Consider the following 22491-nt stretch of genomic DNA (forward strand, 5'->3'; position numbering starts at 1 on the left):
ATGAGCCCGACTCTCTGCGTCGGCACACGGCTTTTTGAGCAGATCAAGCCTAGGTCAGCACAAAAGCTGCGCACCTGTTGATTGATCGTCGGAGGATCGATGAGTTTCGACCTGGGCTATCCGCGATTGTACCGTCCCCGTTTCCTCCGTCGATTGCACCTTTGGGTCGGCGCGATGTTGCTCGGTTGGACGATGGCCGCGTCGGCGTCCGGCCGGGAAGGCAAGGTGGCGCTGACGTTCGACGACCTGCCGGGCCTGACCATTGCCACCGACCAGGCTTATGTCGACCGGTTCAACATCGCACTGCTCGGCGGGCTCCGGCGCCACCGTTTCCCAGCGACCGGTTTCGTCAATGCCGGCAAGCTCGACGAACTCGAGCGCGATCGCCAGATCGCCGACCTCCAGGGGTGGCTCGATGGGCGCATGGTGCTCGGCAACCACACCTATTCGCACGATTCGCCGAACGCCATCGGGGCATCGGCTTATATCGCCGACATCGCTCGCGGCGAACCCGTGCTCAGGACGCTTTTGAGCGCCAGGGGTGAGACTCTGCGCTGGTTTCGCCACCCTTATCTCGAGACCGGCTATCCCGCTCGGGCCAAGCGCGAAATAGACGGCTGGCTCGCGTTCCACGACTATCGCGTGGCGCCGGTGACGATCGATGCCGACGATTGGGAATTTGCCGAACCCTATGACGACGCGATCGCCCGACACGATCGTCGACTGCAACGTCGGATCATGCGCTCCTATCTGAGCTATACCGCGAGCCGCATCGACTGGGCCCAGCGCAGTGCTCGTATTTTGTTCGGCCGGAACATCGCGCAGGTGATGCTGTTGCACTGCACGCGCCTCAATGCCGATGCCCTCGACCGGTTGGCATACTTGCTGCGTCGGGCGAAATTGCGACCGGTCAGTCTTGCCGACGCCATGCGGGATCCCGCCTACAAGACCCCGGACCGCTATGCCGGCAAGGATGGTCTCAACTGGCTGGAACGCTGGTCCAAGAGCTTCAGGACGAAGCGCTTGCCTGAACGCGGCGACGACGATCCGCCGCGCTGGATCGCTCGGGCGTACGACCGGGTCGACAATGACCGGCATCGGAACACACGACATCCGTGACCGGCGAGACCGCCGACACGACGGCGATCGATCAGCCGGTTTCCGCCAGTCACGTCCGGACCGCCCATTTTCGCGGCAAACCCACCGCACTCGCATAGGCGCTCACCGCGGCGGCGGTAACGTGACCTGGCGGCATCCGCTCGAAATCCGATTCCTCGATGGTCCGCAACGTCGGCACGCCGATCTTCGTCACCCGGGCGATGTCCTCCAGCGACAGGTCCATTCGCGACCGTGCGCGCCACAGGGCCTCACCGATTTGCGAGGGCGTACGGCCGTCGGTCCATATCGTCGGATCGCGGGCTACCATGCCGCATTCCGGCCGGCTCGATGGCGTGCGAACCAAACCCGTCCGCGTTGTCGCGCGCCTTCATCCGGGACCAAGGCGCGCGCGACGCGGGAAAACGCCGTTTCGACAAAGCCCTCGCCGTGGCGCGTCTCCGCCAACACCAGCGAGCGGATCATGGCCAGCCAGCATAGGGCGTGAACGACCTCCGCGACGAGGGCATGGGCCGCGAACGCGTCCTCGACGAACGCCGCCGATTTGAGATGCGCGACCACCAGCAATATCCCCAAACCGATCCCGACCGCGGTATGACGACGACTGGCGGGCGTGCCGAGGATTGCCCCCATCCAGGGCAGCAACAGGCAGAACAAGGCGCTGTCGAGACGCATCATCAGCGCCATCAGCGCGGCGTTCGCGGACGCGGGGTCGCCCGTCTTCGCCAAGCGCACCAAGCCGTCTGCCGACAGGCGGTCGAGACGATGGCGAAAATTATTGACCACCGTGCCAATCACCGGCGGCTGGCCGGCGATGCGCAGCGTATCGAAACGAAATCGTTCGGCCGCGCCGTTCGCAAATCGGATGACGCCGACGCCACGCGACAGGATCAGCGCGACCTTGTCGACTTCGTCGAACACCCGGGCCCTGGCGGCGAAGAAGGTTCGATCGTCCCGCTGGATCACGACGCCGGTCAGTTGGCCCGTCCCATCGCTTCCCGAGACGAACAAGGTGGTCTTGTCATCAAGGGCGATGGACTCGCCGATCGGAAGGGGAAGGCCATATTTGCCGGTGCGCAAATCGAGATAGGTCGCATCCAGCGCACGGTCACCGGCCGGGAGCCATTCGAAACGATCCGCCAGGACCAGGCCGCTCACCACGATCGCGAGCGCGATCAGGCCAAGCAACGCACGGTTACGACCCATGCCGGCGGCCGGCAGGATCTGCCATTCGCCGCGTAGCGCCATCGCTCGAACCGACAGCGCGATCGCGAGCAGTAGCGCGACCGGCAGCGCGGCACTCAAATGCTCGGGGACGAGGGCCAGGCTCAGCCGCGCCAGCAACCGGAACGGCGCGTTCGAGCGATCGACGTCAGCCGCCAGCCGGGAAGCATTTTCAAGAGTGAGGATGACGAGAATGATGACGGTGAAGGCAGCGAGGCGAAGCGCTGCCTGCCGGAACAGATAACGGTCGAGAATGCCGCCCATGTCAGCGCGTTCCCGCGGCTAAACGCGGGTCGCACGGCATGCGTGCGAGGTCGCGCGGCACGGCCACCGGTTCAGCCGAGCGGTGAAAAGCCGAAGCCGCGCAGATCCTGCATCTTGATCGGTACGACCGTAATCCCCGCGCCGGCCGTGACGACCGCCTGGTCCAGGGTTGGCTTGCTGCGTCCCAGTGGTTGATTGGCGGGCACGCCGGCACCATCGCTCCATACCGAGAAGCGGTCTCGTTCGACGCGATTGTGGCGTAGCATCAGGGCGTAATGGCCCGGCCGTGGCACGCGCACACAAATCTCGACACTTCCCGTTGTCGGCAGGCGGGATCGCGTCCGACGAAACGTCTTGCCCTCGGCGATCAGATCGGTGTCGTCGCGCAGGAAATCGCTCCGCGATGCCGGGTAGAGTTCGAGCCACAACTCGCCGGTGCGATCCTTCAGCCCCTGCACATTGACCTGAATGGCGGGACCACGCCCTGCCCGACAGAGCTCGGCATCCTGCCCGATCTGCTCGGCGCCAAGGGGCGAAGCGATACCAAACGACACGACGGCGGCGATCACGGCGGACATTAGCAAGCGCATCAGCTTCGACCCGGATACTCAAAGGGACCGAGAACTAGACGCCGCGGTCCGCCGCGATCCGCACCAGCCCGTGGTGAATTTTGCCGCGCATCGCGACGAATATAGACGAGCAAGTGATCACCCTCGCGCGGCGCGATGAGGGCGAGCCGATAGTCCCGCGCCAGGGCCGCGGTCATCACCCGCAGGCTGTCGCGATTCCAGGGCGCGAGCGGATGATCCATCGTGACCACGACCGGTGGGCGACGCGCCATGATGCGACCCACCTCGGCCGCTTCGTCGATCCCCGTCGCGCCTTGTTCGGGTGCATAGGCGAGCGTGGAGGGAAAGGCATAAGCGGTCGGCAGGCAGGCATGGGCCAGCAGATAGAGAATGGAATCGCCCGCGAAGACATAGGGACATTCGTCGCCGTCATGCGCGGCCATGACGTTCGCCACGGCGAAGGTCGACGCGCGCTCGTCGGGTTCGGTCACCAGATGGAAAGCGACGAGCGCTGCTCCCCACAAGGCGGTGCCGATCAGCACCGCGCGCCGATGGCCAAGGATCGGTGCCGCGATCATCGTCAGGGGTACCATCAGCGGCAGCGCGTAATGATCGAAGAAGGCGCCGATCATCACGAATGCGGCAAGCGCGGCGGCGAGCCAGCCGAAAGCGATCCCGACCTCGTTTCGCCGCGGCCAAGTCCTCCAGGCCAGGATCGAGCTGATGATGAACGGCAGCAATTGCAAGGTCGTGCCGGCGAGGCGCGCCGCGATCTTGGCGGCCGGGTAGCCTTTGCGAAGACCGACCGACGTGAAGTTTGAAAACCAGAAAGCCTGAAAGGCGGCAGGCCCCCGCGCGTGATAATCCACGACGATCGCCGCGGTGGGGGCGATCCCGCACAGGATCCACAATGATCCCGCGGCGAGAATGGCCGGGCCGGAGGCGCCTGCGCGGCGCAGGTACCAGAGATGCGCCAATCCGAAGAAAGCGCCTTCCACCATCGGCGTGTACTTGGTCTGGATCGCGAGCCCCGCGAGCAGGCAGGCGGCGATACCGTTGACGACGATGGCGCGCTGCCGACCGCGTCGCGCCAGGTCGGGCAGGCGCAGGGTCAACAAGCCGGCCGCTGCGACGAAGAGGTTGTAGAAGACCGGCGACTGGCCGCCGCGTCCACTCAGCAGCGACAGCCACAGGATATAGAATGCGCCCGCGGCGAGGGCTCCGGGCCAGGTCGCCCCGAGCCGGCGGCCGCCCAGGGAGACCAGGCAAGCGGTGGCGGCGGCGAACACGGTGGCGACGAGTTGATAGGCGAGGATGCCGTCGCCGGGCAGCAATCGGATGACCTCGAAAATCAGGAACAATCCGACCGGCTTCCTGTCCCAGATATCGAGAGAGGGCACCGCGCCGTGGAGCATGCGGTCTCCGACCAGGAGATAATATTGCTCGTCGACATGGATGGTCGGATTACCGAAATCGCGCGATCGGATAGCGATCGCCACCACCAGGAACAGCAGGAAGAGGCCGGCTGTCCGCGCACGCGCGAACCCGTCCGCCGCCCATCGATCCGCAATCGCCGCTTCCATTACGGTCGATCCAACTAGGCGGTGGCGGTCGCCACGTCATGCGACTTATTTTTCGGCCGCGAACTGTGGAATTGAGGGTTCGCGTCGTCGCGCTCGCCGCCAGCGACGCGGAACGATCGAATATCTTTTTTCCGCGCCTGGTGCGGATCGACCCCAGGCCCGTCGTCAATTGTCGGGGGCAGCACAATCGGTGTCCGGAGGGGATTGCTGCGGGACGGCGCCAGGCGGCACCGCATCGAGCATCGATCCCGGCAACACCGCGCAGGGGACAGTCGGCATGTATCTCGATCTCGATCCGGCAGGCGGTCACGATACCGGGCGGGTCGGCGGGCGGGGCTACCCCTGCTGGAGCGTCTTGGTGCCTTTCTTCAACGAGCGCGACTATCTCGCCGCCACGATTTCCAGCCTGGCCAAACAATCGGTGCCACTGACGCTGATCCTGATCGACAACGGGTCGACCGACGGCGGGGCGGAGGTCGCGCAGACGGCGTGTCGGACGAACGGTCTCGCCTATCTGTTGGTGACGGAGCCCCGGCCGGGCAAGGTCGCCGCGCTGGCGGCCGGACTGGATTGGGTCCGCACGCGCTGGGTCGCGACCTGCGACGCCGACACGCTCTATCCACCGCACTATCTCGCCGCGGCCGAAGCGATCCTGAGCCGCCGCGATTGCGTCGCCGCCGGTGCCTATTTCGTTCCGCCGGGTGCGTCGTCGGCGGCGCGTGACGCGGAAGCGCGCGTCGTGCTGACGGCGGCGCGACTGTTACCGAGACAATCACATGCGGGGGGGGCAGGCCAGGCATTCCGCACCGAGGCCTTGCGCGCCGCCGACGGCTTCGACACCGAACGCTGGAATTATGTGCTGGAGGATCACGAGATCATCCATCGCGTGCAGCGGCACGGCGTCATGGGTTATTCGCGCGATCTCTGGTGCATGCCATCGCCGCGCGATCGCGATCGCGATTCGATCCGCTGGACGCTGTTCGAACGCCTGCTCTATGCCGCGTGCGCACCCTGGGCGGGGGACTGGTTTTTCTATTCGTTCCTCACCCGACGGCTGCGGCGGCGACATCTTCTCAGCAATCACATCCGCGAACGCCAATACCAGCATCTCGAAGGACCCGTTCTTGGCCCGCCTCATCCTGTGTTCTGACGACTTCGCCTTTTCCCGCGATGTAAGCGAGACCATCGCTGCGCTGGCCAACGCCGGAAAGCTCAATGCGATCAGCTGCATGGCGGTGATGCCGGGTTGGAACGCCGACAGCCGCCTGCTCGCGGACCTGCCGCGCCATGTTGAAATCGGGTTGCACCTCACGCTGACCGAGGAACGCCCCATTACCCCGATGCCACACCTCGCGCCGCAGGGCGTTCTGCCGGGAATCGACACCCTTGGTCGCATGGCGCGCCGCGGACACGTGCCGCTCGACGAAATCGCCTCGGAAGTCAGCGCTCAATTCGACGCATTCGTTGCCGCGCTCGGGCGGCCGCCGAGCTTTGTCGATGGCCATCAGCATGCCCATGCGGTGGCGGGCATCCGCGAGATCGTACTGGCCGAAACCGCGTTGCGGGCGCCCGGCGCGTGGATCCGCGATTGCCGAGACCGCTTGTCCGCAATGCTGGCCCGTCCCTTTGCGGGCAAGGCTATCGGCAGCGCCTGGCATTCACGAGGATTGCGCCAGGCGGCGGAAGCGCTGGGCCTCAGAACGAACGACAGTTTTGCCGGCCATTACGATTTCGCGGGCGATTATCGCCTGTTTTTCCCCCGTTTCCTGCGTCGCCCGGGAACGACGCATCTGGTGATGTGCCACCCGGGCGCTGGAATGCGGTCAGGCGATACGATCGCCGCGGCGCGATCGCGCGAAGCCGAAGCCTTGCGCGATTGGTCCATCGTCGACATGGCGGCCGCTCGAGGTCTGGCATTCCCCGCCTGACCGAAAAGGCAGGGTGACGGTGGCAGACGGCGGCCTCAAAGCCATCTTCCTGGCGCAGCGTCCGATGCTGCTGCGGCTGCTGGCGGCGCGCCTCGGCAGTCGCGAGGATGCCGAGGATGCGCTGCATGACATGTGGCTGCGCATCGACCAGCTCGCGGATCAGCCGATCGCGCAGCCGGCGGCCTTCCTCTATCGGGTTGCCGCTAATCTGGCGACCGATCGACGCATCGCCGCGCATCGTCGCGGCGCCCGCAATGCGGTCTGGCTGGATGGCCTTGCGTCGGCGGAAGACATTCCCGACCAGGAACGCACATTGCTTGCCCGCGACGAATGGAGCGCCGTCGAGGGAGCCATCGCCGATATGCCGGAACGCATGGCGACGGCGTTGCGCCTGTTCAGGCTGGAAGAGCGGCCGCAACGCGCCATTGCCGAGGAATTGGGGATCAGCGTCAGCGGTGTCGAGAAGCTGCTGCAACGCGCCTATCGAAAAATTCACGACCGGCTCGGCCGATTTGCTGAGGATTCCGACGGGGCGTATCGTCAAGACGATGAAGGGGGCGCCGGTCGTGCGGACTGAACAAGGCGACGTCATCGCCGAGGCGATCAACTGGCAGCTCCGCCTCGCGGCGGCTGACGAACGGCAATGGGCCGAGTTCATCGCCTGGCTGGAAGCCAGCCCGGCGCATGCGGCCGCCTATGACAAGATCGCGATCACCGACCGGCTGGCGCGCGATGCGCGTTTTCCCGACGCGACGCCGGTGGCAGATAACGACAATGGTGTCAGCCGCCGTTGGCGATGGGTGGCGGGCGGTGGCCTGGCCCTCGCCGCTGTCGCGGCGCTTTTCGCATCGCAGATGATGATGCGGCCGGCGCCGACCTACGTCGTCGCGACGGCCAATGGGGAGCGGCGTACGATCGCCTTGGGCGACGGCACGCGGATCGAGATGAGCGGTGGTACAACGCTCAGGCTCGAGCGCGACGATCCGCGAACCGCGATGCTCGATCAGGGGGAGGCCGTATTCCATGTCCGTCATGACGCCGCACATCCCTTCACCATGACGGCGGGCGGCATGACGATCCGGGACCTCGGTACTGTGTTCAACGTCACGCATGTCGGCAACGGCCTCAACGTCGAAGTGTCCGAAGGCGCGGTGCTGTTCGAGCCCAAGAGGAATGCGGTGCGGCTGGACGCCGGGGACGCATTGTCGGTGGAAAGTGCCGGCGGAAGGATCGTCAGAAGCACGGTCGCACCGGCTCTGGTCGGCGGATGGCGAAGCGGCATGGTGAGCTTCGATGGCGAGCGCATCGGAAGTGTCGTCGCGACGCTCAGGCGCCTCTATGCGTTCGACATCAGGGTGGAAGGCGACTTGTCCGAGCGCCCCTTTACCGGCATGATCCGCTTCACGGGCGCCGCCGATCGGGATATCCCGCATCTGGCCGACCTGATCGGGGCAACGTGGCGGCGTGACGGCGAACGATGGATATTGTCCGGCGCGACGACGGCTTCGCGCTAGTCTGGCGACATCCCTGTTTTGCGCGATGGTCGGCGTTGCGCCGGCCGCCTATGCGCGGGACGCCGCGGTTTCGATCCCCGCCGCGACCCTTGATATCGCGCTGACGACATTGGCGCGGGAAACCGGGGTCGAGATCATCAGCACCGAACCTGGCCTGCGATCCGTCCGTACCCCGGCGCTCAATGGCAGAATGCCGGTGCGTGAAGCGCTCGATCGTCTCCTTCGGGCTACCGGTTACGAGGCTCGCGCGGCCGGTGGTGGCTTTCGGATCGTACGTGCAGCGGTGCCGAAGCAGCATCGCACGCCGCGCCCGGTGCCTCGACGGCCTGAGGCTCTCGCCTCACTTCCCGATATCGTGGTCACTGCCAGCAAGCAGCGCATCCCGCTCCTCAGATATCCCGGCAGCTTGACGGTAATCGGCGGCGGCTCGCTGCCCTCGGGCGGACTGGCCGACATGACCGACATCGCGGCGGACAGGCCGATCCTGCAGAGCACGCAATTGGGCGCGGGACGGAACAAGCTGTTCATTCGCGGCATTGCGGACAGCAGCTTCAGCGGCAGCACCCAATCGCCGACCAGCATCTCTCTCGACGACGTGCAGCTCAATTATTCGGGGCCCGACCCGGGGTTGAAATTATACGACATGCGCGGCGTCGACGTGCTGGAAGGTCCGCAGGGCACGCTTTATGGTTCGGGTGCCATCGGTGGCGTGATCAGGCTGACGTCCAACCCGGTAGATCTTTCGTCGGTCGCGGGCTCCGTATCGAGCGGTATCTCGGCGACGCTCGGAGGCACGCCGGGTTTCGATGTCGCCGGCATGGTCAATCTGCCGATCCTCCCCGACCGGCTGGGCGTGCGGGCGGTCGGCTATCGCAGCCGCGACGGTGGATATATCGACGACGCGGGTCGGGGGCTTGCCGACATCAACCGCTCCGATACGGTCGGGGGGCGGATCGCGGCGCGGCTGGAGACCGGCGGCGGCTGGCAGGTCGAACTGGGCGCCGCCGGCCAATGGATCGATACGCGGGACGGCCAATATGCCGAGCTTGCCGAGGGGCCGCTGACCCGGCGCTCGCGCATCGCGCAGCCATTCGACAACCAATTGTTGTTCGGCCGAATGGTCATTTCCAAGGATTGGGACAATGGCCTGCGCTTGTTCTCGGCGACCGGAATCGTCGGCTATCAGGCGACCGATCAGTTCGATGCCACGCCGCGGCGTCCAACCGACGCGGGACCTTCCTTCGTCATCTATACCGCCAATCGCGACAAGACACTGCTGAGCCAGGAAACCCGGCTGTCGCGATCGCTCCCGAACGGTGGGTCCTGGGTGATCGGGTTCACGCTGGTGAGCGATCAGGACATCCTGACGCGCGCGATCGGCACGCCGGGCGGCAATTTCGACATCATCGGTGTGACCAACGTCACCAAGGCCGCATCGTTGTTCGGCGAGGCGACCTTCGCGCTATCGCCTGGCCTGTCGCTGACGGCGGGCGGGCGAGCGACGATGGCGCGCACCGATGGCGATCCCTCGAGCACTCCCGAGTCCGAGAATTTCGTGAAAGGGCGGTTGAGCCGCCGCTTTGACCCGACGGTTGCGATGTCCTGGCGGCTCACGCCGCAACTCGCCCTCTTTGCGCGATTCCAGACGGGATACCGCACGGGGGGTCTCGCCGTCGCGCGAGGAATAGGTCGTGTAGCGGACTACCGGCCGGACGCGATCACGGTCGGTGAGGTCGGTATCCGCAAGCTTCGCGCCGGGCCCACGGGCCTATCCTTTTCGGGAAGCGTATCGATCGCGGGTTGGCGCGATATCCAGGCTGATCTGATCGATCGGCGTGGCCAGCCTTATACGGCCAATATCGGCAACGCGCGTATCCAGACCGGGGAAGGCAATATCGATTGGGTGCCGGTGCCCGGACTGCACCTGGAGAGCTCGTTCCTGTTCACCGACAATATCGTCTCCGGCCCCATCGCCGACCAGTCCAGAATGGATAATCGTCGGCTGGCCGAAACGCCGCCTTTTGCCGGTCACGCCGGCCTGTCATACGAATGGAAGAAGCGTGGCGCGATACCGCGGATTGGTCTGACTGCCGATTATGTTGGCCGCTCGGTGCTCGGAACAGGCGATCTGCTGGACGTCAGCCAGGGCAATTACTGGCTGCTCGGCCTGTTCGCAGGGGTCCGGCACGGGCGGATGGAGGTCACGCTGTCGATCGATAATCTGACGAACAGTGCCGCCAACCGTTTTGCGTACGGCAACCCATTCTCCCTGGCGTATCGAGATCAAATGACGCCAGCCGTTCCCCTAAATGGCCGGGTTGGGATAGAATGGGCCTGGTGAGAACGGGCGAACTCGCGCGCCGGCAAAAATGGCGTCCCGACCGAAAATAGGTCGGGATTTATTGACCCGAGTAAGCCCCATTAGGAGTCGCAGTTCTGTGGCCCGCATTTCCTACCGAATTCTCATTCAAATTGCCTGTAAATATCCGGAAATACGCCTTTATTTTGGCTCGTCGCGAAACTCTGCTGCTCGGTGGATACAACAGCCCGCCGGCGATGCGCGGGACGCTTCCTAGTCGATCGTCTTGGCGGCAAGGTGGATCGTCAGCGGGATTGTCAGAGCAACTGCCCTTTCGCGATTTCCAGGTAGGCCGACGGGGCTGCCAGTCTGGCGATCTGGTTCCGTTCGTTCCCGGATGTGATGACGCTCGCTCCAATCATTCCTAGAACGGGGCTGAAACTCGTCTTGAATCCTCCCTGTGCAGTTGCTCTGCCAACAATTGGCGAACGTTTGAGCCGCTTCCGGCGGTGCGTACCATTCATACAATGCACACTTTCGCCCGCGATAAGCCACTGGACCGTCGCAATACGCGGAGGCCTGCGCAAAGCGGCCTGGCAACTAGGCGCCCCAATTGCGGTCGTTCGGGCTAATTCGACGCAAACCCGAAACCCGTCGTTCGTTCATATGACGTTGGGCGTGGTGGGAACGACAAACTTTGGGGACATTCCGGCCCGAGAGTGATCGAGTAACCAACATCAGCCCCTTGGGCAGATACCATTCGTGGCCTCTTCTTCGATCTTGATTGTTTGCTCAGGAGGATTGTTTCTGATCCGACGATTTCACAGTGAACGAGCGCGCCATCACCTCATCCCTTGATGCGTCGGATCCGGCCGGCATGGCGTCGAGCAGCGCTTTCGTCCGACGCTTGATGAAGTCCTCCATCATCCGGTCGGTGTGGATGTAGAGCTCGTTGGCCCGGACCGCTGCAAGAACCATCTCACCAACGTCAGCCGTGCTAACCCCCTGCTGCAACAGGGCGGTCATGTGGGCCCGGCGCGCCGCGCCGCGCCGCTCTTGTTCCTCGGACAGATGGGCGCCCGTGGCCGGAGTTGCTTCAGCCGATCGTTCCACGATATCCGTGGCGACCGGTCCTGGACACAGCACCGACACGCCGATCCCACGGGGGGCGAGTTCTAAATTGAGCGATTCCGACATGCCGACCACAGCATATTTCGCCGTGCAGTAGAGCACGCCGGAGCTCGTCGCAGCTAGGCCGGATCCGGACGCCGTGTTGACGACGTGGCCTCCCGCACCTCTTTCGACCATCCGCGGGAGGAATGTTTGGATGCCGTTGATCACGCCGTTCAAGTTGATCCCGATACCCCAGTCCCAAAGGGCGTAAGTCAGCTTCTCGGCAGGTGCACCGGTCGCGACACCAGCGTTATTGAAGAGCAGCGAGACGGGCCCGAGCGCTTCCTCCGCTTTCTGCGCGACGGCCGCGTATTCATCGCGGTCCCTAACGTCGAGCCGATAAATCTCGACGTCGGTCACGCGGCTCAACTCTTTGCGCGCTCGGTCCAATGCATCGGTGTCGAGGTCGACAAGCGCCAATTTGACTCCAGCGCGTGCCAAGCTCCGTGCGATGCCGAGTCCGATGCCGTTCGCACCGCCGGTGATGAATGCGACCCGTCCCTGCACGTCGGTCATCAGGAATCCTCTCTCGCCGTCCCGCTTATCACCGTCAGAACTCTCATCGAATCCCAGCGAAGCGGTGGGCCATTTAACCTCCCCCAGCCCGCTGAGCGTCCACGTCCTTCCCCTACGGCCCATCACGGCCGAGCCAAGCGCAAATCTCGCCGGCTTTATGCCGTGGAGGAATAACCACGACCGCACCATCACTATGCCCGGTCGGCATTGCGTGAGCGGCATTGGAATGACGCCGGAGGTCACATTGGCCCTAACGGTAGTCTAGCAAGATTATCGGCTGGGAGCGCTTTGGGAGTGCATGACTATACGCGTATCGCCGTCGTCCGGGACGGGGCGGTCGATTGGCTGACACTGAATCGGCCTGAGAGTCTCAACGCGCTTGATGGGAAAATGGCCTGGGAACTCTCGGACTACTTCGGGCGGCTTCAATCCGATGACACCCGTCGCATCGTGGTCATGCGCGGTGCAGGGCGAGCGTTTTGTTCCGGACTCGACCTTCAGTGGTTCGATGGCGACGACGACATGCGGCTCGAACGCGAAGCTGCGATGGGCTCGTTGCTGACAGGCATCATATTGAAGATGCGGTCGTGTCCGCAGGCGATCGTCGCGCTTATTCACGGCCCAGCATGTGGCGGCGGGTTCAACCTCGCGCTCGCCTCCGATATCCGGATCGCCGGCGAAAGCGCGAAGATGAACGTGGCGTTCGTCAAACTAGGTCTGTCCGGCTGCGAACTTGGAACGAGCTTTTTTCTGCCGCGAATGGTTGGAAGTTCTGTTGCCGCCGAACTTATGATGACTGGGCGCTTCATCCATGCCGAGCGCGCATTGACCACGGGCCTCGTATCGCAGGTCGTCGACGACCAGAAGCTCGAGGACACCGCGCGGGAACTCGTAGCGGAATTGCTTGCAGCCTCTCCCATGGGCTTGCGAAAGACGAAGGAAGTGATGGCCGTCGGTGCCGAGGGCGACGACCTCGCGGCAATCATCCGCCTAGAGGCGGAAGCGCAACAGCAATGCATGAGCTCGGGACACTTCGCGGAATCTATCGGCGCCTTCACCGAGCGTGCCGACTGAACATCGCACTGAGATGTAACGCGGCGTTCCCGATCCACAATGTGAGGAGAGTTGGAGTCGGCCTGCGGGAGGTTGTGAGACTGCCAGCGCTATTCCTCAGCGGCATACGGTTCAGGCGTTTGGCATTGGACACCCCGCTCGTGCTGTCGCTTCCTGTGCGTGAAATCGTCGGCCGATGGCGGGACCGATTTAGCGAATACGAACAACAAGCGAAAAGCGGGTTCAGGAGAGGGCAAAAATGATCAAATTCCGTTCAACCTCCGGCGTTGCCGCGCTCGCGCTGGCGATCGCCATTGCGAGCCCGGCCGCAGGTCAGGAAAAGCCTCAGTCCACCAATGCAGCGACCGACACGGCTCCGGCAGACACATCGTCGCCGGCCGAGGACGACATCGTCGTAACTGCCCTTAAGCGGGGACCGCAGACGCTGACGAATACGCCGGCGGCGGTGTCCGTCATCGATGGCAAGTCCATGGAAGATGCAGGAGCGCGCAGCCTCGTCGACGTTTTGGGAACGACCCCGGCCGTATCAATCACCGACACGAACTTCGCCGGCGGCACCTCTATCAGCATCCGCGGCGCCAACGCGACGTTCGGCGCCGCGACCGTCGGCTTCTACCTCGACGACCTTCCGTTCTCGCTGATCAATCAGAACTTTCTGCCTGATCCGTCGCCCTATGACCTCGACCGGGTCGAAATCCTCCGCGGACCGCAGGGGTCGCTATATGGAGCGGGTACCTCGGGCGGCGTTGTGCTCGTCCATACCAAAGATCCAGTGTTGGGCGCGTTCGAGGAAAAGGGAGAGGGGCGCGTCTCTAGCACTCAGGGAGGCGGCACGAACTATATGGGCGGAGGCGCCCTCAATGTGCCCATCGGTGACGACATCGCGCTCCGCGTCTCGGGCAGTTACAATGACGATGCGGGCTGGATCGAGGCCCCCAACCGCAATCTGACGAACTACAACTACTCGCGGCGGCTCAACCTTAGGGGTAAGCTGCTGTTCGCGCCGACCGATCGCCTGAAAATTCAGTTTCAAGGTGCGGCGAGCCGCATCGACGCGGATGGCACGAATAGCGCGGATGGCGCCAACAAGTGGTATGCGCTGACCAACACTAGGACCAGCACCGATTACGATCAGGTCGGCGCCGTGGTTAACTACGATTTCGGGGGCGCGGCTCTCACCAGCACCTCGAGCTATCTCAACTGGAGAAGCGCATACGACGCGGGCTTCGTCGCGCCGATCCCAACGACCCTGCGAACCAAGATATTCGCGCAGGAAGTCCGGTTGTCCTCCACCACGAAAAGCGATTTCTCGTGGCTTGTCGGGGCCTTCTACAAGAACGGACGCGTGGCGCTGCGCCAAGACCTTTCCGGTCTCGGATCACCGTTCAATGTCGATGACGACACCAGGTCTGAGCAGTACACGGTCTATGGTGAAGGCACGCTCGCTTTGCTGGATCGCAAGGTCGAAGTGACCCTCGGCGGGAGCTACTTCCACGACGCCACCAACAACAGCAGCGACTTCCGACCCGTGCTGCCGAACCTCGTGCTCAATCACAATTCGACGAACCGCTTCAGCCCCAAGGCGACGTTGGCGGTGCATCCGGTCCGCAACACGACCGTCTACGCGACCTACTCTCGCGGCTTCCGGCCGGCGACCGTCGATGTCGGTTTCTCCACATTCCTCGCGCAGTCGGTCGTGCCCACCAGCACTGGGCGCGTCGATGCCGAGGACCTCACTGCCTATGAGGTCGGTTTCAAGGGTGACGTGCTGAACAACGCGCTGCACTTCGAGGGCGCGTTTTTCCATAACGACATCAAGAACATCCAGCAATCGGCGGCAGTGGTCGTTCCGGGAACCGTTGTTGCGGCCAACACCGTGCTCAACGCCGGTGACGCGCGCACGACGGGCTTCGAGTGGTTGCTTGGGATGCACCCTGTGAGGTCGCTCTCCGTCGACTTCTCGGGCTCGTACACGAAATCCGAGATCAAGCGGAACTTCTACGCGCCGGGCACCAACCCGGCGACCGCCACGCCGCTGTTCTTCGCGGGGACGCCACTCAATCAGGTTCCGGAATGGTCGGTCGCCGTCTCGGTAGCTCAGAGCCACAACATCGGCTCGCTGATCGGGAAGGTCAGTACGAGCCTGCAGTATGCGTCCAAGCGGCCGTTCACGGTCCTTTCCCAGCTGCCCCAGTACGGCCAAGACAATCTCCGTCTGGACGCCAGGTATGAACTGGGGACCAAGCACTGGACGGCGTTCGTGTTCGTCGAGAACCTCACGAACAATCAATCGGCGATCGCGCCCTCCTTTTACACTCCCTACTTCTCGTTGCTCGGCTTTCCCCAGAAGGGCATTACGGCCAGTCGGTTCCGGCCGCGGACGATCGGCGGCGGTGTGAGGTTCAACTTCTAATGCTCGATAGCTACAGCGAACGTTATGTAGACGCTCGCGCCAAATTCCTGGGGATCGCCCGAACCGCGAATGCACCGGTCAAGTCCGTCATCCACCCCACGCTGGGGCGCGACGGCGAAGAACTGGCAATGGATTTCGCGACGTTCGGCGATCCCCAGGCGGAAAAGTGCCTCCTTCTCGTCTCGGGGACGCATGGCCAGGAAGGCTATGCCGGCTCCGCCATCCAGATCGACTTTCTGCGCGATCTCCAAATACCCGACGGGGTGAAGGTCGTGGCGCTGCACGGTCTCAATCCGTGGGGCTTCTCGTATCTCTCGCGCACCGACGATCTGAACATCGACGTCAACCGCAACTTCCTCGACTTCACAACGCCACTTCCATCGAACCCGATCTACGTCGATGCCCATCCACTCGTCTGTCCGGACGACTGGCTTGATGAACGGCCGTCGGCGTCCGAGCTTGCCGCGACATTGGTCGGCCGGCACGGAATGGGACCCGCGCTCAGTGCGCTGACGGGCGGGCAATTCGATGAGCCGACCGGCCTGAACTTCGGTGGGCGGGCTCCCGCCTGGTCGAACCGGATGGTCACAGAGCATCTGCCTCCGCTGCTCGCATCCTCGAAGAAGGTCGCATTCGTGGAATGGCACACTGGGCTCGGGGAATTCGGCGAGCTCTGCTACATCTGTATGCATCCCCCGCAATCGGATGCCTATGAGCGCGTGTGCTCATGGATCGGCGAAGATGGCAAAGCCAGTTTTTCAGCCGCGTTCGAGGGCGATGGGCTACTTCCCACTTACAACGGCCTCTTCTCCTCGTGGCTGCCTAATGCCGCGCCGCTCGCGGAATGGGCCGGCCTCGTCGTCGAGGTGGGCACCTTCGACAATCCGACGGTGTGGGACGCGTTGCGGACCGATCGGTGGCTAAAGTTCGGACGCGGCGTCTCCTCGCGGACGAGGGAGGAACTGCGGCGTGTCGTGATCGAAGGTTTATATCCTTCCTCCTCCGATTGGCGCCGTAACGCAATCACCGGTGGACGAAGCGTCCAGAAACGTTTGCTGAGCGGCCTCCTGGAATGGTGACTTTGGCCTGCACTGTAAGGGGACTTGAATCATGCGTGTAGCCGTCAACGGCGTAAGGCTGTTCGTCGATCTGGACGGTCAGAGCCTGGTTCCGGAGGGGCCGTCGATGCGGGAGCGTCCGACGGTGCTTCTCGTTCACGGGGGGCCGGCATCCGACCACACGAACTTCAAGCCGTTCACCGACAGTTTGGCCGACCACGCGCAGGTTATCTATTACGACCATCGCGGCATGGGTCGCAGTGACGCGAGCGAGCCGTCCACATGGACGCTGGCGCAATGGGCTGAAGATCTCGCCGGCCTGCTCGACGTGCTGGAACTTGAGCAGCCCTACGTCGTGGGCGCTTCGTTTGGTGGATTCGTAGCTCAGGCCTTTGCGACGAAGTATCCGGACAGGCTCTCAAAGCTCGCCCTGCTCTGCACTGCCCCTCGCAGTGACCCCGCCCTGTCGGTCGGGGTATTCGAGCGGCTCGGCGGGCCAGAAGCGGCCGCTGCAGCGGAGAGGTTCTTGAACGGTGATGCGGAGGCCTTTCCGGACTACATCACTTATTGTGCTCCGCTGTACACCGTGAGCGGTGTGGACCCGGAAGTGATGACCCGCGTGACCGTCCAGCCAGGGACGCTGGGCACTTTCTTCAGCGCCGGCGGCGATTGGCACACAATGGACTTCCGGAATGCCCTCTCGCGGATACAGTGTCCGACGCTCGTCCTGCATGGAGACCGCGATCCCGTCGTCCCAGCTCCGCTGGCCCGTGAAATCTACGCCGCCCTACCGGCTGGTAAGGGGCGGCTGGAAGTCTTCGAGAACGTTGGACACGGCTGGTTCGACGAACCAGAGCGCTGGCGAGTGTCCTTGACGGATTTTCTGTTCGGAGACTGAGGCGATGGCCAGTGCGAACGGGCGGCGGATCTTCCCACGGCTGGCGAAGCGAGGGGAAGCGATGTAGTCAGCTGGGGTGCTGCATCGCAAGTTATCCTACGTCGTAGCCACCGCGCGTGCGGGATCCTTCACCGCCGCAGCCGACCGCGTGGGCGTGACGCAGTCGGCGATCACAAAGGGCGTCGCCGACCTCGAGCGGCAACTGGGCTATCTGATCTTCAACCGTACGGCACACGGCATCATCGTGACGGAGGAAGGACGGGCTTTTGTCGAGCGCGCGGCGCGGATCCTCGACGATACGCAGGATCTTCTTCGCGGCTCGATGCCAGGATCCGACCCTTTCGCAGGTTATCTCAAGATCGGGGTCTGCCCCGCATCCCTGGATTGGGTTCTCGTCAATCCGCTCGGCTCCCTGATCACGCGTCATCCAAGCATTCGGCTGGAGGTCACCGGCACGAACTTCGAGCGAGCTGTTCAACACCTGAGAGCAGGCACGATTGACGTCGCGCTGGGTTTCGAGGCGGCCTTCGTGGAGCAGCCGGACTTTCGGCTGGACTCTCTTCCGCCGATCAGAACTACCTTCTTCGTGAGAAACGGACACCCGATCCTGGATTGTGAAACGGTGACGGACGCCGAGATCGCGAAATACGTTCTGATTTCCTCGTCCGACTCCCGTCCCTACGATTCTATGATCCGTAGGATCTATGAGGCCGAGGGCGTCGAGGCCCATACCAAGCTCCATTTTATCGACTACTTCCCGCTCGCCGCCCGGATCGTGGCGAGGAGCGACGCGATCGGGATCGCCTCGATCGACTACGCTAACCACGAGTCTTTCAAGCGCCGTTTCACGAGGGTTCCCTACCTGGATTCCTGGCCGCTCGCGTCGTTGTGTATCGCCACCCGACTCCGGTCGAGCCCACGGCCGGCTGTCCGAGCCTTCATCAAGGCCTGTCGGGACCAGATCGAGGACGCTTGATCGCGGCGCTACGCCGTGGGTTCAGTATTCCTGTCCAAGCGTTCCTCCCGCAACTTTGACCGGCGCGCCTTCCCGGCATCGTCCCGCAGGTTCTCCGAAACGAATTCGAAGCTGCGCGGCAGCTTGTAGCGCGCGAGCTTGCTTGAAAGAAAATCGCTCAGCACCTGATCGTCAACTTGGTCGCCCGCTGCTTCAGTGAGCTGCACGATCGCGTGAACGCGCTGACCGAGATCAGCGTCGGGGAGACCGATCACGATGCTCGACAGGACGCCGGGATGCTCGTCGAGCGCTGCCTCTACCTCCGCCGGATAGATGTTGGCACCGCCGGCGAGGATGAGGTCCGTGCGGCGATCGACCAGATAGAGGTAGCCGTCGACATCAAGATAGCCGAGGTCGCCGAGGGATTCCCATCTTCCATGCGCCTTCGCCGTCGCGCCGATATATTCGTAAGTCGAATTCTGGCCGCCATCGGGCAGCAGATAAATCTCCCCGACCTCTCCGGGCGCGCAATCCTCGCCATCGTTGTCCAGGACGCGCAATCGAGCTCCGTCCAAGACCCTCCCGACGGAACCCCGATGCTCCAGCCATTCCCCGCCGGTTATGACGGTGAAACCCTGACCTTCCGTGCCGCCATAGAGCTCGAAGATCCGATCAGCTCCCAGCCAACCGATCCACGCCTCCTTCAACCAGGGTGGACAAGGCGCCGCCATGTGGAAGACGACGCGTAGCGACGACAGATCGAGCGCTTCCCGTTGTTCGGCCGGCAGGCGCCAGATGCGATGCATCATCGTCGGTACGAAATTGACCCATTGGATGCGGTGGCGTTCTATCAGTTCCAGCGCCGATGCCGCGTCGAATCGTCCCATCTCCACCACATGACCGCCGGTAAACAGGTTGCTGCAGCTCATCGCGAACGGGGCGTTGTGGTAGAGCGGACCGGGATTGAGCATCGTGTCGCCGGGCAGCAGGCCAAGGCTCGTATCCGTCGGTCCCCACAGCGCGGGCCGCTTGTCGAGGATAAGCTTGGGCCGTCCGGTGGAGCCCCCGCTTGTCGCGATTTTCCACCTCGGCGATACTTTCGTCGGCAGAGGCTCGGCGGACAGATGGTCCCCGGGGGGAGTTCCCGTGACAAGGAACGCATGGCTGCCTGCGCCGACATTCTTCGGTGCGACAAGCAAGCGCGGGCGCGCAAGTTCGATGATCGCCTGCAGCTCGGCTGCGGGCAGCTTCGGCGAGACGTTGTTTGGTATCGCCCCGAGCTTCCAAACCGCGAAGACGGTTTCATAAAACTCGAAACCGTTCGGGATCGCGAGTGTGACGACGTCACCTTCCTCGACACCTAGTGCCGCCAGTTGCCGCGCTCTCCGGTTCGAGTTCTCGTCGAGCTCGGCGTAACTGACGGTTCTGCCTGCGAAGGTGATTGCAGGTCTGCCGGGATCGCGCCTGGCGTGATGAGCAAGCAGATCGCCAATGGGCATCAACGAGCCGTCCGCAGTCGCGGGATCATACCCTTTAGTCGCCAAGTTCATTTCTCCTCATCCCGCGCCGCGTCGTCGGACATGAAAGTCCGATTCAGGTGCGGTATCGAGAATAGTTGGTAGCAGCGACCCGGACGTCGTGCCCGCGCCAAAGCGTCAACGGGCATGCCGCGCACGCATAGACCAGCCCCGCACGGCTTCGGTCTATTCCACAGCTTCATAGCGATCGCGGCAAACGCATTGGACGCGCGCCGCGGTGTTGCAGATGGTCGCCAGAACCGTCGGCGATCCGGCGGAACGATGCCTGGTGCGGCGCGTGGACTGAAGGGGCGGAACATGCAGGAAGAAACCTACGAGCAGCTGATCTACGAGACGCCGGCACCGCATATCGCGCGTATCGTCATGAACCGCCCGAACCGGCGCAACGCCCAAGGCATCGTCATGACGTATGAGTTGGATCACGCGTTCAAACGCGCGTGTGCCGATGATCAGATCAACGTGATCATCCTTGCCGCCGCAGGCGATCACTTCAACGCCGGGCACGATATCGGCGGCGATGGTCCGACGAACCCTCCGTCAGACCGCGTCGTTGGTCTGTGGTCGGAATATGGTGGCGCGGGATGGCATGGCTCCTACGCGCGGGAGAAGGAAATCTACCTCGAGATCACAGAGCGCTGGCGCAACGCCCCGAAGCCGACGATCGCGCAGGTGCAGGGAGCTGTAATCTCGGGGGGACTGATGTTGGCCTGGGCGTGCGACCTGATCGTGTGCTCGGAGGACGCACGCTTCCGCGACGCCACCGCAGCTGAGATGGGCATCCCCGGCGTCGAGTTCTTTCAGCACACCTACGAGATGAATGTCCGCACAGCGAAGGAATGGCTGTTCACCGGCGGTTGGCTGGAAGCGCAGGACGCGCGTCGACTCGGCATGGTCAACCACGTGGTGCCGCGCGTCGATCTCGCCGAGCGCACGCTCCAGCTCGCGACAACCATCGCCGCAAACAACCCCTTCACGATGAAGCTGGTCAAGCAGGCAATGAACTTCGCGCAGGACCAGGCGGGTCGGAAGGCGGCGATGGATCACGCGTTTCAGATGCATCAGATCGGCCACATGCAGGCGATGCTGGTCAACGGGACCCCGATCGACATCGAGAGCCTGCCACCGGCGGTGCGCGCCAACGTCGAGAAAATGCTCGCCGCCCGCGCCGCGCAGCAAGCCTCCTGAGCGAGATGACGGACACCGGTCAGGGCCGCTCAGCACCGGCTTCGCCCGAGGAGCGACTGAATGAACTTTGATTATTCGGACGAGCAGAAGTTCCTCAAGGAGGAAGCGCGGCGATTTCTTGCGGCGCGGTGCCCGATGGAGGTGACGCGCAAGGTGCTGGACGACGACGGCATGCCGTTCGATCGCGAACTATGGCGCGCCGTCGCCGAAATGGGTTGGACCGGCGTGGCAATTCCCGAGAGGTGGGGCGGAAACGGGCTCAGTTACGTAGAACTCTGCGCCATCGCGGAGGAACTGGGACGCGCCGTTGCCCCGATCCCCTTCGCTTCGACCGTCTACATTTTCGCGGAGGCGATCCTGGCGATCGGCACCGACGAGCAGCGAGACGCATATCTCCCCGGCGTCGCGCGCGGCGACATCATCGGTTGCCTCGCGACCAGCGAAGGGCCGGGCTACACCGCCGAGTCAGCGGCGGTCTATGTTGTCGAGGGCCGATTGTTTGGTGAGAAGTCGCCGGTGACCGACGGAGACGTCGCCACGCATGCAATCGTCCTGGCCCAGGACGAGAAAGGCGTCGGCCTGTTCGTAGCGAATCTTGCCGACGAGGGTGTCACCCGCGAACCGTTGCGGACGCTCGATCCGACCAGAAGCGCCGCGCAGATCATCTTCGACGGTTTGAAGTGTGAGAGGCTCGGTGCTGCCGGGGGAGGCGGCGCCTTGTTGTCCAGCATCCTCGACCGCGCTGCCGCCCTGCTGGCATTCGAGCAGATCGGTGGCGCGGATCGCTGTCTCGAAAGCGCAGTCCGCTACGCCAAAGAACGCTTCGCCTTCGGGCGACAGATCGGCAGCTATCAGGCGATCAAGCATAAGCTCGCTGACGTTTACGTCAGGATCGAGCTCGCACGATCCAATGCTTACTACGGTGCCTGGGCGCTCGACGCCGACGCACCGGAACTGCCTGAAGCTGCCGCCGCCGCCCGCATTGCGGGAACACAGGCGTATGATGTCGCCGCGAAGGAAAACCTGCACGTCCATGGCGGGATGGGGTTCACCTGGGAGGTTGACTGCCATTTGCACGTCCGGCGCGCGCGGCAGCTAGCGCTGGTACTCGGGGGACCACCGGTCTGGTCCGACCGGCTGCTCCGCCGGCTCGATCCTCGGCGAGCGCACTGACCGAGAGGGAT

19 protein-coding genes are annotated in these 22491 nt (G+C 63.6%); 13 read left to right on the forward strand and 6 right to left on the reverse strand.

Annotated elements, in window-relative coordinates; all coding sequences use genetic code 11:
* Positions 1-99 precede the first annotated feature (99 nt).
* Positions 100-1119, forward strand: coding sequence for a polysaccharide deacetylase family protein (locus ACTHJR_RS14335; RefSeq protein WP_440523915.1), 1020 nt, complete (start codon positions 100-102; stop codon positions 1117-1119).
* A 49-nt stretch (positions 1120-1168) separates the two neighbouring features.
* Here ACTHJR_RS14335 and ACTHJR_RS14340 read toward each other — a convergent pair whose 3' ends face one another.
* The 4 genes from ACTHJR_RS14340 to ACTHJR_RS14355 all read right to left on the reverse strand — a co-directional run bounded on the left by ACTHJR_RS14340 (position 1169) and on the right by ACTHJR_RS14355 (position 4756).
* A complete protein-coding gene (locus ACTHJR_RS14340) occupies positions 1169-1426 on the reverse strand; it encodes a helix-turn-helix domain-containing protein (protein ID WP_440523916.1) in 258 nt (85 codons plus the stop codon).
* Positions 1420-2604, reverse strand: a complete 1185-nt coding sequence (locus tag ACTHJR_RS14345) for an LptF/LptG family permease (RefSeq protein ID WP_440523917.1) — start codon at positions 2602-2604, stop codon at positions 1420-1422. The genes ACTHJR_RS14340 and ACTHJR_RS14345 overlap by 7 nt, the downstream gene beginning before the upstream one ends.
* A gap of 71 nt (positions 2605-2675) precedes the next feature.
* On the reverse strand, positions 2676-3182 hold the full coding sequence (locus ACTHJR_RS14350) for a DUF2141 domain-containing protein (protein WP_440523918.1): 507 nt from the start codon (positions 3180-3182) through the stop codon (positions 2676-2678).
* A gap of 11 nt (positions 3183-3193) precedes the next feature.
* Positions 3194-4756: a hypothetical protein gene (locus ACTHJR_RS14355; RefSeq protein WP_440523919.1), complete on the reverse strand. Its 1563-nt coding sequence runs from the start codon at positions 4754-4756 to the stop codon at positions 3194-3196.
* 190 nt (positions 4757-4946) lie between these two features.
* Here ACTHJR_RS14355 and ACTHJR_RS14360 point away from each other — a divergent pair, with 190 nt between their 5' ends.
* From ACTHJR_RS14360 to ACTHJR_RS14380, 5 genes are read left to right on the forward strand one after another with little or no spacing between them, the layout of a single operon-like run.
* Positions 4947-5906 carry a glycosyltransferase family 2 protein gene (locus ACTHJR_RS14360; RefSeq protein WP_440523920.1) on the forward strand — a complete coding sequence of 320 codons (960 nt, stop codon included), beginning with the start codon at positions 4947-4949 and terminating at the stop codon, positions 5904-5906.
* The gene (locus ACTHJR_RS14365; protein ID WP_440523921.1) at positions 5881-6684 is read left to right on the forward strand and encodes a ChbG/HpnK family deacetylase; all 804 of its coding nucleotides are present in this window, start codon (positions 5881-5883) and stop codon (positions 6682-6684) included. The genes ACTHJR_RS14360 and ACTHJR_RS14365 overlap by 26 nt, the downstream gene beginning before the upstream one ends.
* A 19-nt stretch (positions 6685-6703) precedes the next feature.
* Complete coding sequence (locus ACTHJR_RS14370; RefSeq protein ID WP_440523922.1) at positions 6704-7261, forward strand: RNA polymerase sigma factor; 558 nt, start codon at positions 6704-6706, stop codon at positions 7259-7261.
* A complete protein-coding gene (locus ACTHJR_RS14375) occupies positions 7251-8198 on the forward strand; it encodes a FecR family protein (protein WP_440523923.1) in 948 nt (315 codons plus the stop codon). Before ACTHJR_RS14370 ends, ACTHJR_RS14375 begins: the two co-directional genes overlap by 11 nt.
* A gap of 25 nt (positions 8199-8223) precedes the next feature.
* Positions 8224-10539 (forward strand): TonB-dependent receptor domain-containing protein, encoded by a 2316-nt coding sequence (locus ACTHJR_RS14380; RefSeq protein ID WP_440523924.1) that lies wholly within the window; start codon positions 8224-8226, stop codon positions 10537-10539.
* A 750-nt stretch (positions 10540-11289) separates the two neighbouring features.
* Here ACTHJR_RS14380 and ACTHJR_RS14385 read toward each other — a convergent pair.
* Entirely contained in the window at positions 11290-12186 is an 897-nt protein-coding gene (locus ACTHJR_RS14385; RefSeq protein WP_440523925.1) for an SDR family oxidoreductase, read from the reverse strand.
* A 294-nt stretch (positions 12187-12480) separates the two neighbouring features.
* Between ACTHJR_RS14385 and ACTHJR_RS14390 the strand changes: the two genes are divergently transcribed.
* The 5 genes from ACTHJR_RS14390 (at position 12481) to ACTHJR_RS14410 (ending at position 18605) form a co-directional block, all read left to right on the forward strand.
* Positions 12481-13260 carry an enoyl-CoA hydratase/isomerase family protein gene (locus ACTHJR_RS14390; protein ID WP_440523926.1) on the forward strand — a complete coding sequence of 260 codons (780 nt, stop codon included), beginning with the start codon at positions 12481-12483 and terminating at the stop codon, positions 13258-13260.
* Between the two features lie 238 nt (positions 13261-13498).
* The gene (locus ACTHJR_RS14395; protein WP_440523927.1) at positions 13499-15673 is read left to right on the forward strand and encodes a TonB-dependent receptor; all 2175 of its coding nucleotides are present in this window, start codon (positions 13499-13501) and stop codon (positions 15671-15673) included.
* Positions 15673-16752: a DUF2817 domain-containing protein gene (locus tag ACTHJR_RS14400; RefSeq protein WP_440523928.1), complete on the forward strand. Its 1080-nt coding sequence runs from the start codon at positions 15673-15675 to the stop codon at positions 16750-16752. The genes ACTHJR_RS14395 and ACTHJR_RS14400 overlap by 1 nt, the downstream gene beginning before the upstream one ends.
* Before the next feature lie 31 nt (positions 16753-16783).
* The gene (locus ACTHJR_RS14405; protein ID WP_440523929.1) at positions 16784-17629 is read left to right on the forward strand and encodes an alpha/beta fold hydrolase; all 846 of its coding nucleotides are present in this window, start codon (positions 16784-16786) and stop codon (positions 17627-17629) included.
* 76 nt (positions 17630-17705) lie between these two features.
* A complete protein-coding gene (locus ACTHJR_RS14410) occupies positions 17706-18605 on the forward strand; it encodes a LysR family transcriptional regulator (protein ID WP_440523930.1) in 900 nt (299 codons plus the stop codon).
* An 8-nt stretch (positions 18606-18613) separates the two neighbouring features.
* Here ACTHJR_RS14410 and ACTHJR_RS14415 read toward each other — a convergent pair whose 3' ends face one another.
* Positions 18614-20134: an AMP-binding protein gene (locus tag ACTHJR_RS14415; protein ID WP_440523931.1), complete on the reverse strand. Its 1521-nt coding sequence runs from the start codon at positions 20132-20134 to the stop codon at positions 18614-18616.
* 285 nt (positions 20135-20419) lie between these two features.
* On the opposite strand from ACTHJR_RS14415, the gene ACTHJR_RS14420 reads away from it, so the two are divergent.
* Positions 20420-21307 (forward strand): enoyl-CoA hydratase, encoded by an 888-nt coding sequence (locus ACTHJR_RS14420; protein ID WP_440523932.1) that lies wholly within the window; start codon positions 20420-20422, stop codon positions 21305-21307.
* Between the two features lie 60 nt (positions 21308-21367).
* Complete coding sequence (locus ACTHJR_RS14425; RefSeq protein ID WP_440523933.1) at positions 21368-22480, forward strand: acyl-CoA dehydrogenase family protein; 1113 nt, start codon at positions 21368-21370, stop codon at positions 22478-22480.
* Positions 22481-22491: the final 11 nt, after the last annotated feature.

Origin of the sequence: Sphingomonas sp. (assembly GCF_051962185.1) — a bacterium.
Classification (GTDB): Bacteria; Pseudomonadota; Alphaproteobacteria; order Sphingomonadales; family Sphingomonadaceae; genus Sphingomonas.

What these genes read in the sequence shown, in the direction of transcription:
- ACTHJR_RS14345 (WP_440523917.1), bottom strand. Translation starts at nt 2,604, where the DNA reads ATGGGCGGCATTCTCGACCGTTATCTGTTCCGGCAGGCAGCGCTTCGC.
- ACTHJR_RS14425 (WP_440523933.1), top strand. Translation starts at nt 21,368, where the DNA reads ATGAACTTTGATTATTCGGACGAGCAGAAGTTCCTCAAGGAGGAAGCG.
- ACTHJR_RS14420 (WP_440523932.1), top strand. Translation starts at nt 20,420, where the DNA reads ATGCAGGAAGAAACCTACGAGCAGCTGATCTACGAGACGCCGGCACCG.
- ACTHJR_RS14400 (WP_440523928.1), top strand. Translation starts at nt 15,673, where the DNA reads ATGCTCGATAGCTACAGCGAACGTTATGTAGACGCTCGCGCCAAATTC.
- ACTHJR_RS14350 (WP_440523918.1), bottom strand. Translation starts at nt 3,182, where the DNA reads ATGTCCGCCGTGATCGCCGCCGTCGTGTCGTTTGGTATCGCTTCGCCC.
- ACTHJR_RS14415 (WP_440523931.1), bottom strand. Translation starts at nt 20,134, where the DNA reads ATGAACTTGGCGACTAAAGGGTATGATCCCGCGACTGCGGACGGCTCG.
- ACTHJR_RS14405 (WP_440523929.1), top strand. Translation starts at nt 16,784, where the DNA reads ATGCGTGTAGCCGTCAACGGCGTAAGGCTGTTCGTCGATCTGGACGGT.
- ACTHJR_RS14355 (WP_440523919.1), bottom strand. Translation starts at nt 4,756, where the DNA reads ATGGAAGCGGCGATTGCGGATCGATGGGCGGCGGACGGGTTCGCGCGT.
- ACTHJR_RS14340 (WP_440523916.1), bottom strand. Translation starts at nt 1,426, where the DNA reads ATGGTAGCCCGCGATCCGACGATATGGACCGACGGCCGTACGCCCTCG.
- ACTHJR_RS14380 (WP_440523924.1), top strand. Translation starts at nt 8,224, where the DNA reads ATGGTCGGCGTTGCGCCGGCCGCCTATGCGCGGGACGCCGCGGTTTCG.
- ACTHJR_RS14395 (WP_440523927.1), top strand. Translation starts at nt 13,499, where the DNA reads ATGATCAAATTCCGTTCAACCTCCGGCGTTGCCGCGCTCGCGCTGGCG.
- ACTHJR_RS14385 (WP_440523925.1), bottom strand. Translation starts at nt 12,186, where the DNA reads ATGACCGACGTGCAGGGACGGGTCGCATTCATCACCGGCGGTGCGAAC.
- ACTHJR_RS14335 (WP_440523915.1), top strand. Translation starts at nt 100, where the DNA reads ATGAGTTTCGACCTGGGCTATCCGCGATTGTACCGTCCCCGTTTCCTC.